Here is a 14,550-nt window from a genome sequence, read left to right as displayed (position 1 = left end):
GACATCATCGCCCGCGTCAAGGACCAGCCGCTGCGGTAGAAATCGGGTGCTTACGAATCTCCACTCCCAGCGATCTGAGAAACGCACTCGTAGCGCACATTGCGAAACGCACTCCTTGCCTCACGACAGGAAACACTTCGCAATGGATCAAGCCTGCTGAAAGGTGGGGCGCAGCCGCCGCTTACTCAGCTCCTGCAAGGATATCGATCCCGCGCCGAGCATTCCCATGACTTTGCCAGGCAGTTCATCGTGCAGCTCGCGCATCATCGTGGCGCGATCTTGCTCTGTGAACTGAAAGAGGCTGCCCTTGTCCTCGAGCAGCCTGGCGTCAAAGCCTAGCTCAAAGAGGCTGCCGCGGCCGATATGGGCAAAGCGATTCTGAAACTCCCAATGCACGCCCAGCATTTTGTCCCGCGCCGCTTGATGCTGGGACAGGTGAGCGAACATCATCATGCGTCCGGAGGCCTGCGAGAAGAGCATAAACGGCGTGAAAAATAGGGCCCGGCTGTTGTTCCGCAGATGGGTCATAACCGCCCGCTGTGCCGTAATGCGCCCGAATTCGACGTCGTTCTTGTTCGCCTCCCAAGCGGCTATGAAATCGCGATCCACGCCGAATTGCGCGAGCGTCTCGCTCGCTGCACGGCTGGTCGACAGGTAGTTCAACATTGCGTCGATCGAGAAGGTGAGCAGCACTTCAGCACGCGGAAATTTCCCGAAGATCGAGCGGATCGAATCCATCGGTACGTCGAGGTAACCGAACTGATCCAGGAGGAAGATCGAGCGGCCTTTGCGCTGAGTAGCCGCGATTTTTGCCATGATCTCCGGGAGATGCGCCGCGAACTCGCCATGGTAGAGCTGGATACTGCTTCCCAGCTTGTCTGCATATCCAGCTGCAGCAATCACGCCGCGTAAGTGCTCGAGGTGATCCCGGGCCGCGTCAACGAAGTGAAAGGTAGCCGCAATCTCGAATGGCTTCCGTCGGTCTCGGGATAGCCGCTCCTGGGCTTCGCGCACCGCATCCAGAATGATCAATGGACTGCCGGGCAAAACGGTCGTCCCGCGCTGGTACTGACCGCCGCCGCAGAAGCCATCGACGATAGCGATGTTGAGACGGTCCATGTGCGGGATCGACGCGACTGTATCGAAGTAGACGTCGAGGTATCGCCGGACCACCTCGAGCTTTCGCTCGGAGTGAGGTTCAATTCCCGGTAGAGGGGCGCCGGGAGACCAGGCAAAATTTTTAACGGTCAACGGGCCTCTTCTACGCTGCTCTCAGGTGGTCAAGGATAGCCTTTGGCACAATGCTCCAAGGGAAGCCGTTCCATTCCTCTCCGTCAAGAAGGCGGCCGCCAGACTTCGGTCGAGCACCACCCCACTGCTTGAAGAAGAACGCGACCGCATCGCGGTGGCAGATGTCGCGGATCTCAGTGGCCCACTCTGGGTGCATGGGGCGTGCTCGCGGTCCGCTCTCACCGCCTACGATGGCCCACGCGATTCCAGTGAGATTGACTTCGCCAATCGACCCCAACAACGGCTCAAAGGAGATAAAGCGAGCTTGCGAGTTGATGTCCTGCAAGTGGCGGATGCGCCCCTTGTGCGCGGCGTCCTCTACTGAAACGCCTAACCAGATGTGCTTCGGCACCGGCCGGTCGGCGTAGCGCTGGGCAACATAGTTGCGCATAAGAGAGCTGCGCTTTGTGAGCACTTGGTAGACGTGCCAATCAGCGCGTTCCATGGTGTCGAATACCCGGTCGATGAAGCGGCGATCTACGTCCTTATGAAAGAGGTCACTCATGGAGTTAACGAAGATCATCCGTGGCCGCTTCCATTTCGCCGGCTGCTCAAGGCGATCGGGCCAGAGCCGCAGGTCAAAGCCTTGCGAGTAAGGGTGTCCTTCGATGCCACGCCAGCGCTCGGCGAAGCGTTCGGCGTAGCAATTGTCGCAGCCCGGTCCGACCTTGGTGCACCCGGTAACAGGGTTCCAGGTCGCGTCTGTCCACTCAATCTCAGATTTCTGTGCCATGTTTCTGCCTCGGTCTCGATCTGAGCCTAGCTAGCCCTTGCCCCACGGAGGGACGAGGCCAACAAGTGGCGCGGCCCGGCGTTTTCACGCCAGAGTAAACCAGCAGAGCCTGGGCACAAAGAGAGAACTGACTGGTGAAAGCTCTTAGATGCAACTGTCTCTGCCGTTGTGCCCCGCCCGCATCGGCGGCCGCTGCAGTTCGGACGGCGAGCGCTCCGGCGCCTTGACTGCGGCAAGCCGTGGCCGCGCCAAAAGCTCCACGCCAACAGCATGCACTACTCCGGAAAAAGGCCAACCATGCCGGACACGTCGGCCAATTTGCTGGTTTCAGCTTGCAAAAGCTTAGCGTATCCCACGAATTTCGTGGCCTCGGTGCGAGTTTCGTCACCTGTACAAAATACGTCTTTAAAAGAAACCGTGACATCGAGGACGATAAGAACTTGGTCTTCCAAATCGGAGTGAAACTGCAGGTCTTGAGCTGCGAAAGTTAGGAAGACGAAGGCTCTCTCCTCTGCCCCGGAAGCGAGGTTTGGGCACAGACTTGTCGCGCTCGGCTCTCCGGTAACGTTCTTCACACTGATGTACAGGTTCCGAGCCGGAGAGTGACCAGTGTTACGAATGGAGACCTCAACATGCCAGTCGACCAGAGCCCCGTTCTGACGAAAGCTGGGGGTGACCGCGGCATCCTCTATGGTCAGATATGCTCTTACTTGAGCCTCCCCAATCTCCCTAGCGTCAACGGCCATTTTCTGTGTGGCGCTAAGAGTGTCTCTGGAGGCTCGTAAAGTGAGCCACAGCAATACCACCGCAGCCAGGGACAGGAGCGCCATGCTCCATTGTGCAAGCGAATCTTCCGCGGACACCAAACGCCTGATCCAACGCCACCACTCTGGCTCGTCTCCGCTATCGTTTTGAGCCGGGCTGCCTTGGCAGGCGCCTTGCGAAACACACGTTGCAATCTCGTAGATCGCTCCGCCCCAGATGTTGATGATCAGAATTGAACAGATACCGGCGGTCAGACCGACCGCAAACCCGTTGCGCCAACGAACTTCAACCATACCAGCGTCTCCTAAACAGTCTCACAGCCAACCTTCGATGCACACCCCGCTCTGCCGCTTGCTGCTGCTCCTCCGGTAGCCGCCCCGTGCTGCCTAGCCATCGATGCGGGTGATTTTGCCTTCGTGTAACGCATGAAGAGAATCGATGAGGATCGCTGTCGCGGACATCCAGTATCGTTTACGAGCGCCAGCAGCATCAGTCGCACGATCGGATAGACAAAGGCACAACTCATTGCATTTGTTGAGGATCGGTCCATCTCCCAAGGTGACAGTGACTTCATGAGCTAGCCGGTTTCTGATGTCGCGGAGAAGGTCGAGTTCTCTGCGCCATTGCTCCGAAATCACACCGACCGCACGAGCCGCCGCGATCTTGGCTGAAAAGGTGCCTAACGGCGCGCCAAACCCGGTAAGAAGTTTCTCCGCCTCTCGCCCTTCGACAAGCCTCGCGAGAAGCAGCCTTTCGAGGACATCTTCAAGCATCGAAGCGGTTACCAATACGACGCCCCTGTCGCTTTCTTCAGACAAAACCTCAAGATAACGCAAGTGCTCCACAAGGTGAGGAGATTCCCGCTCCATGAGTGCCATGTATTCTGGGGTGTATCGCATGTTCCACCTCGTCCGCTTTGCCGGATCGATTACGCCAAAAGCCGGAGCCGCCTAGCAAGTGGAAAGCTAGTGTCCGTCGCACACCGGCGGCCGCTGTGGATCTGCCGGCAGCTGCTCCGGCGCCTCGGCCTGGTGCTCGTCCAGCCACTCGCGGATCTCGCCCCAGACCTCGGCCGCGCCAACATTTCGCCAAGACAAAACCGTCTCGAGGCGGCGGCGAAGGCCTTTCCGACCACGAGCGGATCGCGCTCGGAGTCGGCCTGATCCAGACGGTGGGCAATCCGGAGTGCCACATCGCACTTCGCGTCGCTGCCCGGCAAATCGCCGACCAAGCCGACCAGCTGACGGCCTCGCGCACAGCGCATCACGAATACACGGGATGGCCCGACCAGGTCGACGAGCAGACCGGGCGTACCCGTGCCCCCGGAGAGGCAACGGGGGAACCCGGGCCGCGCGCGACCTCCTCCCTGCGCGCGGCCTGGGACAGGTTCCGCGAGATCGAGCGCCGCGTCTCGGACAGCCTCTTCGGCGACACGCTGGGCGGGATCAGCATCCTGATCATTGCCACGGGCGCCACCGTCCTGCTGCCGCTGTTCCTCGGCCGTTGAAGGAGTCTTCCATGGACGTTCAAAGCGAATTCCGCGTCGGCAAGGTGGGCCAGTACTGGGCAGTCTTCCGCGGCGCCAACCAAGTCACGCCGACTTTCGTACGGCACGAGGAGGCGGAGGATCGCAAGCAGCGCTTGGCGCGCCGCGCGGCCAGCAAGACACGTCCCTGCATTACCTGCACCGCCCTCTTCCGGTCGGAAGGTAAGCACAACCGCATGTGTCCCGGCTGCCGAACGCGGGCGGCGTCCTCCGACTGGATATCCCGGGTGAACCTGTGACGTTATCGCTAGCCTTTACCCGCCCGCTTGGCCTCGCGCGCAGCGTGCTTTGCTTCGCGTCTCGCATTAATTTCACGGATCTTTTCGTACTGTCTTCCGTCGAGGGCCCATATCGAAGCCAGGAGGCGGTCCCAGAGCGGGACGTGCAAGCGTTCCTCCTGATCCCAGTCCACGGCATCGATCGCGTCGTTGTAGGCCTTTGCGTCGATCGCCTTGTACACAGGCGGCTCGTCCGCCGTGATCCGCATCATCTTTGCTTGCCAGTTGGCGGCGTCTTCGGGACCGGGCTCGAGCTTAGCTTCCACGTCTGCCAGCAATTCGAAGTAGGCTTTCTGAAGTGCTTGGTGATCCCGCGCCTGCCGGCCGAAATCGAAGACCAGCTGAAGCGCACCGATCACAGCAACGGCCGCGCCGATCCAGCCGGCGCTGATACCGAGGCCTACCGTAAGGTCGCCAAACGCTGCCGTCCCCAGCACAACCACGAGAAAGTTGAACCCCCTATTCATCCGTTCAAGCGAGCGGCGCCGAGCCGAGTGGTAGAGCGCGTTTCGCAGGATGTTAAAGCGGACGACCTCGGGGTTCTTCTGCATTCGTTCCTCTATTTCTTTACGGGCGGCGGCGCAGGCGGCGTGGGCTGCCTGGGGCCGACGTGGGTCCCGGGGCTCGGCCTGTCGTGCACTGCTGCCGGTGCACTCGGCTGCCGCGGGCCGGCAGTGTTTATCGACCAGTTCGGGTCGGGGCGCGCCACCATCGTGGTCAATACTTCCGTATTCTTCTCGGTCATCGAGATCGTGTCCTTGTGTTGTCGCCACGAGGGCATGAGAGGCGCTGTCGGGTGCGGGAACACCCGACAGCGCCACAAACCTACCATGCCTGCACGATTCGACCTAGCGGACCACAATATGTGGCAGCCGCCAGTTGCGAGGATCGCGGCATGAACCACGCATCCGTCAAATCCGCACGGTTGGCTCGCGTCGCGAAGGTCCTGTCGGAAAAACGCGAGCACTCGACGCTCGAAATCATGGAGCGCTGCAAGGTCGCCGCCGTCTCTGCCTGCGTCTCCGAACTCCGCTGCCTCGGCGCCGAGATCGCCTGCAGCAAGCGGCACGACGGACCGAACGGCGAGCCGCGCTGGTACTACCGCATGACGAAAGGGCCACGGAAGAATGGCTAATATTCCCCCTCTACCCGAACACTACACGCCGCGTGCCGTGATCGAGGAGATGATGCGCAGGCCCGTCCTGCCGACGATCAAAGACGCACTCGTCTTCGACCCCGCGAGCGGCGTCCACCCCGCGTGGAGCGACCTCGCCCGCCTGCTGGCGGACTCCGACCAAGAGGGGCGCGGGAATGGCTGAGATCATCCAATCCATCACCGATCTGCCGATCGACGAGATCGAAATCGGTGACCGTCTGCGCCCAGTCGGCCGGGCCGGCGTCGAGGCGATCAAGGCGAGCTATGCCGAGCTTGGCGTGATCAAGGACAAGATCCACGTTCGCAGGCTCAAGGGCGGCAAGACGCGCCTGATCGCGGGCGGGCACCGATTGGTGGCGCAGCGGGAGCTGCGAGACGAAGGCCACGCCGAACTGGAGCGTGTCGGCGTGGTCGCCTGGCGGTGCAACGACGACTTCGCGCGCCTGATGGAGATCGACGACAACCTCGCCGGCGCGGAATTGACGGCGCTGGACACGGCGGTGTTTCTGGCTGCCCGGAAAGAAGTCTACGAGAAGGCCCATCCGGAGACGCGGGCGAGCGCCGGTGCTGTGCTGGCAGCCAAGCGCTGGAATGCGACGGACATGATGTCCGTCGCATCCTTTGCCGCCTCGGCCGCCGAGAAGATGGGCTGCAGCGAGAAGCATGTACGCCGGCTGGTGATGGCCGGAAAAGCTGTGCAGGGCCATGCACACCGTCTGCGCAACGCTCCGAAGCCGGTGTCGCTGTCTGACCTCATGCAGATCTCGAAGATCAACAACCCGCCCGAGCGCTACGCGGTGGTCGAGGCGCTCGCCACCGGCACCGCCAAGAATGCGGCCACAGCGCGCAAGGCATTCAAGGCCGGCCGCGGCGAGGGCCCTGGCCGAGGACATCCAGCGCATCGTCGCCGAGAAGGCGGGCAAGCTGCCGCCTTCGCTCGGCGCAGCGCTCGAGTCCGCGACGGTACCGCCCGCACCACCGCCGCCGCCAGACGTGCCGCAAGCGCGCAAGCTGAGCGACGCGCCGAAGATCCTCACCGAGCTGGGGATCTCGGCGCAACCGGTCGACTTCCCCCGCGGGTCAGAGCTCGGCGCGGTCAACGACGTGATCCGGATCCTGGCCGAGATTGAAAGCCGGTTCGAAATGAAGCCCATGCAGGCGGTCGGCTCGGGGTTCACGATCGCGAAACGCACAGGCGGAAGGATCAAGCACCCGCGCAACGCGGCGGCTTGGTACTCGCCGCACTTCAACGCGATGGGCTGGAACAAGGTGGGGCTCTCGACCGAGCCGTGGATGTCGGCCGAAGCGTCCGCGCGCACGGCGACTTCCCGGCAGGCTGCGCACGGATCGCGGGTCTCGCGTCTGCCCGACGGGCCCGCGAAGGAGATCGCCGGGCGGGTCGAGTACAAATGGACCGTCGTGGAAGCCGGTCCGGACTATCCGCGCTCGGTCGCGATCCACGAAAGCGGGCACCGCCTGGACTTCAACGACCGCGCCGCCTTCGACGAGGCCGTCCGCGGCTGGAACTCCGGCTGGCAATACGCCGTGAGCGAATATGGCTCGAAGAATCGCAACGAGTTTGTCGCAGAGAGCTTCGTGCTGTATATGTTGGGTGAAGAGCACCACTGGCGGATCAAGCCGGAGCTGCTGGCGCTCTTCAAGCGAAAGGATCGCTTCAATGCCTCGCGATGAGATCATCGCCCGCGTCGATGCTCTGCTTGCCGCGGACCCGTTGCCGGAAGACGCCGAGCAGCAGCTCGAGGCGATCCTCGAAGCCGTGCCGGAAGGCGAGCGTGAAATGATGCGTCGCGACCTGGAAGAGGCGCTCTTCACCGCGCGTGAAGCGGCCGGCTTCCGAGGCGTCGGCGCAGGCGACCTGGACTTCACTTGATCCGCATCGAGGCGAACACCGATCCGATCATCGCCGCGCTGGCCCGTGCGGCGGCCGAGATGGACGATCTCACTCCGCTGATGCAAGACATCGGCGAGGAGATGCTGGCACGGACCGACCAGAACTTCCTCACCGGTACTGCGCCCGACGGCACGCCCTGGGCGCCGCGCAGCCAGGCCACCTTGGACGCCTACGCCCGGCGCAATCCGCCGGTCAGCGGAATCGGAACGCTGCGTCTGACCGACACGATGCGCAAGACGATCGCCTACGAGGCAAGACGATCCGGGTCTACGTCTCGGGCATCGCATCCGGCGCGACGATCACCGTCCTGTGCCGGATCACCCGGCCGCGCGCGTTCCGCACGCTCACGGCGCGGATGGGCCTGACCGACGGCACGCCCTCCGAGATGGTCCAGATCGCGCGGGACATCTACGCGTTCCGGGGCACCCTTTCGACCGGCGACGCCAGCACGCCGGAATACGTCGAGATCAACGTGCGGCCGAACACGGACCCGGTCACCGTCACCGACATCCTGATCCTCGAGGGCACCGAGCTGCCGCGCTCGATCGGCGCGACGGGGCGCGACCGGGACCTCGCCGCGGTTCAGCCCCTGCGCGTGGTCTCGAGCGGCGACACGACCACCGTGCGCGGCGACCTCGGCCGGCTGATCGTGCTGAGCCAGGCTGCGCCCCAGACCGTCACCATCGCGCCCGAGTCCGCCTGCGCGCTGCCGATCGGCGCGACGATCTCGGTCTCGCGCGCGGCCTCGGGCACCAAGACGCTGGCGCCCGGGTCGGGCGTCACCCTGACGCCGGCGTCGTCGGGCGTCACGGCGGGATCGAGCTACACGCTGGCCGGCCTCGCCACGCTGGTGAAGATCGCCAGCAACACGTGGCTGGTGGCGGGGGAGCTGGCCTGATGCGCGCGCTGCTCTTCGCCGCCGCCGCGGCCTCCGCGCAGGGCGGCTCGGTCGCCGAGCGCCCCGCCTGGGCGCTTGGCACCAGCACCTTCGCGATCTCGGCCGCCGAGGGCGCGGCCTGGTACGACCCCGGCACCGGCGCGGTCATCGCCAGCCCGCTGTCGCCAGCGGGCGCGTCCTACACGCGCGGCACCAACGGCCTGACGCGTGGCGTCGCCGGCGAGATCGGATTCGCCGGCACGGGCAAGCTGCGCCGTTCCTACGACACCGCCGCCAGCGCCTGGACCTACGAGCTGCGCGACGACGTGCCGGTGCTGTCCAACGGCGCCCCGGCGCCGCCGCAGGTGCTGGGCATCGATCCCGACAGTGGCCGGTTCCTGAACTTCGCGACCGGCGCGGTGAGCGACTGGACCTACGTGATCGACGCCGACAACGGCGACGACGATGCGAACGATGGCTCGGCCACGGCACCGTTCCAGACGTGGGGCCCGGCCTGGGCGGCGGTCGTTGCCAGCTCGGCCGAGGAGATTCGCATCCTGGTCAAGCGGCCCGCGTCGGGCGTCTACCAGCAGCAGCACTGGTCCTGGGCTGTCGACGGCATGGGCGGTTCCACGGTCTGGATCGTCTACGAACCCGATATCACCTGCACCTGGGCGCCAGTCCCTGTCGATTCCGCCGGCAACCCGGTGGCCAGCCGCGAGGATCCGGCCTTCGTCGACTTCGGGCTGGGCGCGCATGCCTACGGTGCCGCGACCGAGGCCAAGTGCCCGATCTATGCCCGCAACGGGACCGTCTACGTCTACGGCAACGGGGCTCTGTCGCGCGGCTACCTCGACCTCGGCTCGGCGCAGACGCTGGGCGGCGCGGGCAATTCGACCGTGTACGCCTTCGACCTCCACAGCGTCGACACCGGCGACGGGATCTCGGGCCACAACGCCAGCGACACGATCAACGCCTACCGCTGCACCTTCCGCGACTTCTTCAAGGTGGGCTACGCCAACGTCGGCGGCAGCTCGGGCTACTGCGAAGACTGCCTGTTCGCCGGCACCGGCGCGATGCTGAACCCGAACGCGATCGGCACGCACACCTTCCTCCGGACCCGGTTCCTGCCGACCGCAAGCGCCGGCTGGAACGCCAACGCCGCCTGCAGCTTCACCGCGTGCCAGATCGGCGACGAGTCGACCTTCCTCAACATGACCGGCGGCACCTACACCGACTGCTGGGTCAATGCGCGGATGTACGGGCCGGCGGTGGCCACGTTCATCCGGTGCTTCGGCCATGCCTCGATCCGGATGCGCGCGGGCCACGCGCTCACCATCGACAAGGGCGCCCTGACCGGCCCGGCCGACGGGACCGCGTTCATCATCCCGTTCTCGTCGGACTCGACCTACGGCACGGTCACCGTGACCGACACGATCCTGACCGGTTACGGCACGGGCGTGCAGCTCAACAACAGCACCGAAGCCGCCAAGTGGCAGGCCTCCGGCTCGAGCCTCAACGGCTGCCTGCTGTTCGGCAACGGCACGAACTTCGACAGCGCCGCCGCCGGCCAGGTCGGCAGCACGATCACGAACACCGACACCAGCACCGACCCGCTGCTGCCCGCCTATGCCGGCAGCTATCAGCAGGCCGACTACGTTCCGGGAGCCGGCGCCGCGGGCTTCACGAGCGGCGACGTGGTCGCCACGGGTCCGCGCATGGACGTGCCCTGCGACTGGTTCTTCGACGCGGCCGGCATCGGCCTGTCGAACGGCGACGTGATCCGCTTCACGGCAGCCGACGATACGACCGAGGACGTCACGGTCGCCGCCGGCATCCTCGCGGTGCCGACCGGCGCCTGGGCGAGCGCGCACGGGCCGATTTGAAGGAGGGGATGAAGAGGGTTTGAAGGGCCTGTTCTAGAGCCCTTCAAACGGGCCGCGAATCCGCCGTTTCGAAAACCGCGTTGCTGTAAAACTCTGTGTAATTCACTGCAAAGTTCTGCGTCACGCTACAGTCGAACGACTAGACCGCCCGTTTATTCGGCGCCGCGGCCTAAAATCGCCGGGCGCCGAAATTTTACCGTTTGATAAAAAAACGACTCGTGGCAGGCTCTCTGGAAAGAAAACCAGGGAGACGCCATGACCAGCCGCCACGCAACCGGCCCCCACACCCCCGGCATCGCCGCGGGCCGGATCGACGCCGCCACGCTGCACGAGAACTTCGCCGACCTGCACGCGGCCTATGACCCGCATGAGGCCGCGGTCGCTGCGGATCGTTGCTATTTCTGCCACGATGCGCCCTGCATCACGGCCTGCCCCACCGCGATCGACATCCCGCTGTTCATCCGCCAGATCGCCACCGGCCAGCCCGAGGCGGCCGCGCAGACGATCTTCGAGCAGAACATCCTGGGCGGCATGTGCGCCCGCGTCTGCCCGACGGAAACGCTCTGCGAAGAGGCCTGCGTGCGCGAGGCGGCCGAGGGAAAGCCGGTCGAGATCGGGCGCCTGCAGCGTCACGCGACCGACAGCCTGATGGCGCGGCAGGGCCACCCCTTCGCCCGCGCCGCCGCGACGGGCAAGCGCGTCGCCGTGGTGGGCGCCGGCCCCGCGGGCCTGTCCTGCGCGCACCGGTTGGCGACGAAGGGCCACGACGTCGTGATCTTTGAAGCCCGACCGCGCGCCGGCGGCCTGAACGAATACGGCATCGCCGCCTACAAGGCCACGAACGACTTCGCCGCGCGCGAGGTCGAGTGGCTGCTGGGCATCGGCGGCATCACCATCGAGAACGGCAAGGCGCTGGGGCGCGACGTGACGCTCGACGCCCTGCGCGCCGAATACGACGCCGTGTTCCTGGGTCACGGCCTGGGCGGGGTGAACGGACTGGATGCCGAAGGCGCCGACCGCGCGGGCGTCGAGGACGCGGTCGACTTCATCGCGACGCTGCGTCAGTCCGACGACCTGACCGCACTGCCGGTCGGCCGGCACGTGGTGGTGATCGGCGGCGGCATGACGGCGGTGGACGCCGCGGTGCAGTCCAAGCTGCTGGGCGCCGAGGAGGTCACGCTGGCCTATCGCCGCGGCCGCGACCGCATGGGCGCCAGCCGGTACGAACAGGACCTCGCCGCCTCGAAAGGCGTGCGCCTGATGTTCAACGTGGCCCCCCGCGCCGTGCACGGCAACGGCGCCGTGCGCGAGATCGAATTCGAGTACACGCACGAGGTCGACGGCCGCCTGCAGGGCACCGGCGAGACCGTGCGCCTGCCCGCCGACCAGGTGTTCCGTGCCATCGGGCAGAACCTGTCCGAGGATGGCGGGCTGGACCGCGCGGGCGGCAAGATCGCCGTGACCGGGCCAGGCCGCACTTCGGTTCCCGGGATCTGGGCCGGCGGCGACTGCACGCCCGGCGAGGACCTCACCGTGGTCGCCGTGGCCGAGGGCCGCGACGCCGCCGAGGACATCCACGCCGCGCTGATGGGCTGAGCGCATGCCCGAGCTGCCCGAGTGCGAAGCAAACCGCCAGCGCGTCGAGGACGGCGCGCTGAACCGGACGATCTCAGGGTTCTCCTCGGGCAGGACCGAGCATCTGGATCTGCCGGGCAAGGCCGATCGCGACCGCCTTCTGGGCCGGCAGTTCACGCAGGCCCGACGGCACGGCAAGTTCATCTTCGCGGGGTCGCAATCGGGGCCCTGGATCGCCGTGCACCTTGGCATGACCGGGCGACTGGTCGTCGAAGGCGACGATTTCGAGGCGCCCAATCACGGGCATTTCGTGATCGCGTTCGAGGGCGGCGACCGGCTGGTGTTCCACAACAGGCGCAAGCTGGGCTGGCTGCGGGTGATCGACGATCCGGATGATTTCCTGGCGGAGCACCACATCGGTCCGGACGCGATGGAGATCGGCGAGAACGCCTTTGTCGACGTGATCGGGCGTGGGCGCGGTGCGGTGAAATCCGCGCTGATGGACCAGACCAAGATCGCCGGGATCGGCAATCTCTACTCGGACGAGACGCTGTACCAGATCGGCGTATCGCCGATGGCGAAGGGCGCGGATCTCGACGCCGGAACGCTGAAGAAGATGCACGGCGCGATGCGCGACGTGCTGAAGAAACTGCTGGCCGCCAATGACGGCGCGAAGCTGCCCGAAAACTGGCTGCGCCACCGCCGCGACAAGGGCGCTGAGTGCGGGCTGTGCGACGGCACCATCGACGCGCGAAAGGTGGGCGGCCGCACCGCCTATTTCTGCGCGAAACACCAGGCTTGAGGAGGACCGACATGGCCGACCTGACAACGACCTTCCTGGGCATCACTTCGCCCAACCCGTTCTGGCTGGCCTCGGCGCCGCCCACCGACAAGGAATACAACGTCCGCCGCGCCTTCGAGGCCGGCTGGGGCGGCGTCGTCTGGAAGACGCTGGGCGCCGAAGGGCCGCCCGTCGTCAACGTGAACGGGCCGCGCTACGGCGTGATCCACGGCGCCGACCGCCGCGTGCTGGGCATCAACAACATCGAGTTGATCACCGACCGCCCGCTGCAGACCAACCTCGAGGAGATGGCGAGGGTCAAGGCCGACTATCCAGACCGCGCGCTGATCGCCTCGATCATGGTCCCGTGCGAGGAAGAGGCCTGGAAGGCGATCCTGCCGCGCGTGATGGAGACCGGAGCCGACGGGATCGAGCTCAACTTCGGCTGCCCGCACGGCATGGCCGAACGCGGCATGGGCTCGGCCGTGGGCCAGGTGCCGGAATACATCGAGATGGTCACCCGCTGGTGCAAGACGTACTACGACCGGCCGGTGATCGTGAAGTTGACGCCCAACATCACCGACATCCGCAAACCCGCGCAGGCCGCGAAGAACGGCGGCGCTGACGCGGTGAGCCTGATCAACACGATCAACTCGATCACGTCGGTGAACCTCGACGATATGGCGCCCGAGCCGATGATAGACGGCAAGGGCACGCATGGCGGCTATTGCGGCCCGGCGGTCAAGCCAATCGCGATGAACATGGTGGCCGAGATCGCGCGCGACCCGGCGACCCACGGCCTGCCGATCAGCGGCATCGGCGGCATCACCACCTGGCGCGACGCGGCCGAGTTCATGGCGCTTGGCGCGGGCAACGTGCAGGTCTGCACGGCGGCGATGACCTACGGCTTCAAGATCGTCGAGGAGATGAAGCGCGGCCTGTCCGCCTGGATGGACGAGAAGGGCTACCGCTCGACCCACGACTTCATCGGCAAGGCGGTTCCGAACGTGACCGACTGGCAGTACCTCAACCTCAACTACGTCACCAAGGCGCGCATCGACCAGGAGGCCTGCATCAAGTGCGGCCGCTGCTACGCCGCCTGCGAGGATACCAGCCACCAGGCGATCGCGATGTCGGCCGACCGGACCTTTACCGTGAAGGACGACGAGTGCGTGGCGTGCAACCTCTGCGTCGACGTCTGCCCGGTCGAGAACTGCATCAGCATGGTCGAGATGGCCGCCGGCGCGGTCGACCCGCGCACCGGCAAGGTGGTCGAGGCCGACTATGCCAACTGGACGACGCACCCGAACAACCCCGGCGCGGTCCGCGCGGCGGAATGACGTTCGGGCGCGGCGCCCGTCGGCGGCGCCGCGCCCTCCTTTTGGAACTCCTCGCGCACCCACCCGGTTGACCGGGCGCCGAAGCAGAGGAAGACCATGATCCCGAAAACCCGCCAGATTCCGGGGCCGTGTCCATGCTGACGGCCGTCTTCCTGACGCTCGTGGTGTTCGTGATCGTCACGATCAGCCAATATTACGCGCTGCACTACACCTCGCGGCTGATCTACCCCCGGCACGGGTCGGCATACGCCGTGACGCTGGCGGTCGCGCTGCTGAGCCTCGGCCACCTGTTCCAGGGCGGGCTCTACGCGGGCGGCGTCTGGCTGGGCGATCACGCGCTGGGGCTGGGCACGCTTGAGCCCTCCGAGCCCGACCAGACGGTGACCTTCCTCGACCATTTCTATTTCTCGC

The 14,550-nt window shown here is 65.4% G+C and carries 19 protein-coding genes; 14 read left to right on the top strand and 5 right to left on the bottom strand.

Annotated features, from left to right (window positions below; all coding sequences use genetic code 11):
• Window positions 1–147: 147 nt before the first annotated feature.
• The 4 genes from ACFDTC_RS03550 to ACFDTC_RS03535 all read right to left on the bottom strand — a co-directional run bounded on the left by ACFDTC_RS03550 (window position 148) and on the right by ACFDTC_RS03535 (window position 3,687).
• Window positions 148–1,251 (bottom strand): three-Cys-motif partner protein TcmP, encoded by a 1,104-nt coding sequence (locus ACFDTC_RS03550; protein ID WP_375257490.1) that lies wholly within the window; start codon window positions 1,249–1,251, stop codon window positions 148–150.
• A gap of 10 nt (window positions 1,252–1,261) precedes the next feature.
• Window positions 1,262–2,023, bottom strand: a complete 762-nt coding sequence (locus tag ACFDTC_RS03545; protein ID WP_375257489.1) for a DUF5131 family protein — start codon at window positions 2,021–2,023, stop codon at window positions 1,262–1,264.
• Window positions 2,024–2,298: 275 nt separating this feature from the next.
• Complete coding sequence (locus tag ACFDTC_RS03540) at window positions 2,299–3,081, bottom strand: hypothetical protein (RefSeq protein ID WP_375257488.1); 783 nt, start codon at window positions 3,079–3,081, stop codon at window positions 2,299–2,301.
• A gap of 93 nt (window positions 3,082–3,174) precedes the next feature.
• A complete protein-coding gene (locus ACFDTC_RS03535; RefSeq protein ID WP_375257487.1) occupies window positions 3,175–3,687 on the bottom strand; it encodes a hypothetical protein in 513 nt (170 codons plus the stop codon).
• A 272-nt stretch (window positions 3,688–3,959) separates the two neighbouring features.
• On the opposite strand from ACFDTC_RS03535, the gene ACFDTC_RS03530 reads away from it, so the two are divergent.
• Together ACFDTC_RS03530 and ACFDTC_RS03525 are read left to right on the top strand one after the other, a co-directional pair.
• On the top strand, window positions 3,960–4,295 hold the full coding sequence (locus ACFDTC_RS03530) for a hypothetical protein (protein ID WP_375257486.1): 336 nt from the start codon (window positions 3,960–3,962) through the stop codon (window positions 4,293–4,295).
• Between the two features lie 11 nt (window positions 4,296–4,306).
• Complete coding sequence (locus ACFDTC_RS03525) at window positions 4,307–4,573, top strand: hypothetical protein (RefSeq protein WP_375257485.1); 267 nt, start codon at window positions 4,307–4,309, stop codon at window positions 4,571–4,573.
• Window positions 4,574–4,581: 8 nt separating this feature from the next.
• Here ACFDTC_RS03525 and ACFDTC_RS03520 read toward each other — a convergent pair whose 3' ends face one another.
• Window positions 4,582–5,163: a hypothetical protein gene (locus tag ACFDTC_RS03520; RefSeq protein WP_375257484.1), complete on the bottom strand. Its 582-nt coding sequence runs from the start codon at window positions 5,161–5,163 to the stop codon at window positions 4,582–4,584.
• 344 nt (window positions 5,164–5,507) lie between these two features.
• Here ACFDTC_RS03520 and ACFDTC_RS03515 point away from each other — a divergent pair, with 344 nt between their 5' ends.
• From ACFDTC_RS03515 to ACFDTC_RS03460, 12 genes are all read left to right on the top strand, one after another.
• The gene (locus ACFDTC_RS03515) at window positions 5,508–5,747 is read left to right on the top strand and encodes a hypothetical protein (RefSeq protein ID WP_375257483.1); all 240 of its coding nucleotides are present in this window, start codon (window positions 5,508–5,510) and stop codon (window positions 5,745–5,747) included.
• Window positions 5,748–5,784: 37 nt separating this feature from the next.
• On the top strand, window positions 5,785–5,931 hold the full coding sequence (locus tag ACFDTC_RS03510) for a hypothetical protein (RefSeq protein WP_375257482.1): 147 nt from the start codon (window positions 5,785–5,787) through the stop codon (window positions 5,929–5,931).
• On the top strand, window positions 5,924–6,898 hold the full coding sequence (locus ACFDTC_RS03505; protein WP_375257481.1) for a chromosome partitioning protein ParB: 975 nt from the start codon (window positions 5,924–5,926) through the stop codon (window positions 6,896–6,898). Before ACFDTC_RS03510 ends, ACFDTC_RS03505 begins: the two co-directional genes overlap by 8 nt.
• The gene (locus ACFDTC_RS03500; protein ID WP_375257480.1) at window positions 6,873–7,460 is read left to right on the top strand and encodes a hypothetical protein; all 588 of its coding nucleotides are present in this window, start codon (window positions 6,873–6,875) and stop codon (window positions 7,458–7,460) included. The genes ACFDTC_RS03505 and ACFDTC_RS03500 overlap by 26 nt, the downstream gene beginning before the upstream one ends.
• Complete coding sequence (locus tag ACFDTC_RS03495) at window positions 7,447–7,659, top strand: hypothetical protein (RefSeq protein WP_375257479.1); 213 nt, start codon at window positions 7,447–7,449, stop codon at window positions 7,657–7,659. The genes ACFDTC_RS03500 and ACFDTC_RS03495 overlap by 14 nt, the downstream gene beginning before the upstream one ends.
• Entirely contained in the window at window positions 7,656–8,045 is a 390-nt protein-coding gene (locus ACFDTC_RS03490) for a phage virion morphogenesis protein (protein ID WP_375257478.1), read from the top strand. Before ACFDTC_RS03495 ends, ACFDTC_RS03490 begins: the two co-directional genes overlap by 4 nt.
• The gene (locus tag ACFDTC_RS03485; protein WP_375257477.1) at window positions 8,036–8,578 is read left to right on the top strand and encodes a hypothetical protein; all 543 of its coding nucleotides are present in this window, start codon (window positions 8,036–8,038) and stop codon (window positions 8,576–8,578) included. Before ACFDTC_RS03490 ends, ACFDTC_RS03485 begins: the two co-directional genes overlap by 10 nt.
• Window positions 8,578–10,443, top strand: coding sequence for a hypothetical protein (locus tag ACFDTC_RS03480; RefSeq protein ID WP_375257476.1), 1,866 nt, complete (start codon window positions 8,578–8,580; stop codon window positions 10,441–10,443). The genes ACFDTC_RS03485 and ACFDTC_RS03480 overlap by 1 nt, the downstream gene beginning before the upstream one ends.
• A gap of 255 nt (window positions 10,444–10,698) precedes the next feature.
• Window positions 10,699–12,039, top strand: coding sequence for an NAD(P)-dependent oxidoreductase (locus ACFDTC_RS03475; RefSeq protein WP_375257475.1), 1,341 nt, complete (start codon window positions 10,699–10,701; stop codon window positions 12,037–12,039).
• Between the two features lie 4 nt (window positions 12,040–12,043).
• Window positions 12,044–12,820, top strand: coding sequence for a DNA-formamidopyrimidine glycosylase family protein (locus ACFDTC_RS03470; protein ID WP_375257474.1), 777 nt, complete (start codon window positions 12,044–12,046; stop codon window positions 12,818–12,820).
• A gap of 11 nt (window positions 12,821–12,831) precedes the next feature.
• Window positions 12,832–14,139 carry an NAD-dependent dihydropyrimidine dehydrogenase subunit PreA gene (preA, locus tag ACFDTC_RS03465; RefSeq protein WP_375257473.1) on the top strand — a complete coding sequence of 436 codons (1,308 nt, stop codon included), beginning with the start codon at window positions 12,832–12,834 and terminating at the stop codon, window positions 14,137–14,139.
• Between the two features lie 134 nt (window positions 14,140–14,273).
• Window positions 14,274–14,550 (top strand): hypothetical protein (locus tag ACFDTC_RS03460; RefSeq protein WP_375257472.1); only part of this gene is annotated, 277 nt, incomplete at its 3' end.

The organism is Citreimonas sp., assembly GCF_042096055.1.
Lineage (GTDB): Bacteria > Pseudomonadota > Alphaproteobacteria > Rhodobacterales > Rhodobacteraceae > Citreimonas.
The sequence above is the reverse complement of the archived record's forward strand: the minus strand, read 5'-3'. Positions and strand labels throughout refer to the sequence as shown.

Excerpts from the sequence above, each read along its gene's own strand:
- ACFDTC_RS03525 (WP_375257485.1), top strand. The coding sequence starts at position 4,307 with ATGGACGTTCAAAGCGAATTCCGCGTCGGCAAGGTGGGCCAGTACTGG.
- ACFDTC_RS03520 (WP_375257484.1), bottom strand. The coding sequence starts at position 5,163 with ATGCAGAAGAACCCCGAGGTCGTCCGCTTTAACATCCTGCGAAACGCG.
- ACFDTC_RS03485 (WP_375257477.1), top strand. The coding sequence starts at position 8,036 with ATGGGCCTGACCGACGGCACGCCCTCCGAGATGGTCCAGATCGCGCGG.
- ACFDTC_RS03515 (WP_375257483.1), top strand. The coding sequence starts at position 5,508 with ATGAACCACGCATCCGTCAAATCCGCACGGTTGGCTCGCGTCGCGAAG.
- ACFDTC_RS03540 (WP_375257488.1), bottom strand. The coding sequence starts at position 3,081 with ATGGTTGAAGTTCGTTGGCGCAACGGGTTTGCGGTCGGTCTGACCGCC.
- ACFDTC_RS03535 (WP_375257487.1), bottom strand. The coding sequence starts at position 3,687 with ATGCGATACACCCCAGAATACATGGCACTCATGGAGCGGGAATCTCCT.
- ACFDTC_RS03545 (WP_375257489.1), bottom strand. The coding sequence starts at position 2,023 with ATGGCACAGAAATCTGAGATTGAGTGGACAGACGCGACCTGGAACCCT.
- preA (WP_375257473.1), top strand. The coding sequence starts at position 12,832 with ATGGCCGACCTGACAACGACCTTCCTGGGCATCACTTCGCCCAACCCG.
- ACFDTC_RS03480 (WP_375257476.1), top strand. The coding sequence starts at position 8,578 with ATGCGCGCGCTGCTCTTCGCCGCCGCCGCGGCCTCCGCGCAGGGCGGC.
- ACFDTC_RS03470 (WP_375257474.1), top strand. The coding sequence starts at position 12,044 with ATGCCCGAGCTGCCCGAGTGCGAAGCAAACCGCCAGCGCGTCGAGGAC.
- ACFDTC_RS03505 (WP_375257481.1), top strand. The coding sequence starts at position 5,924 with ATGGCTGAGATCATCCAATCCATCACCGATCTGCCGATCGACGAGATC.
- ACFDTC_RS03475 (WP_375257475.1), top strand. The coding sequence starts at position 10,699 with ATGACCAGCCGCCACGCAACCGGCCCCCACACCCCCGGCATCGCCGCG.
- ACFDTC_RS03495 (WP_375257479.1), top strand. The coding sequence starts at position 7,447 with ATGCCTCGCGATGAGATCATCGCCCGCGTCGATGCTCTGCTTGCCGCG.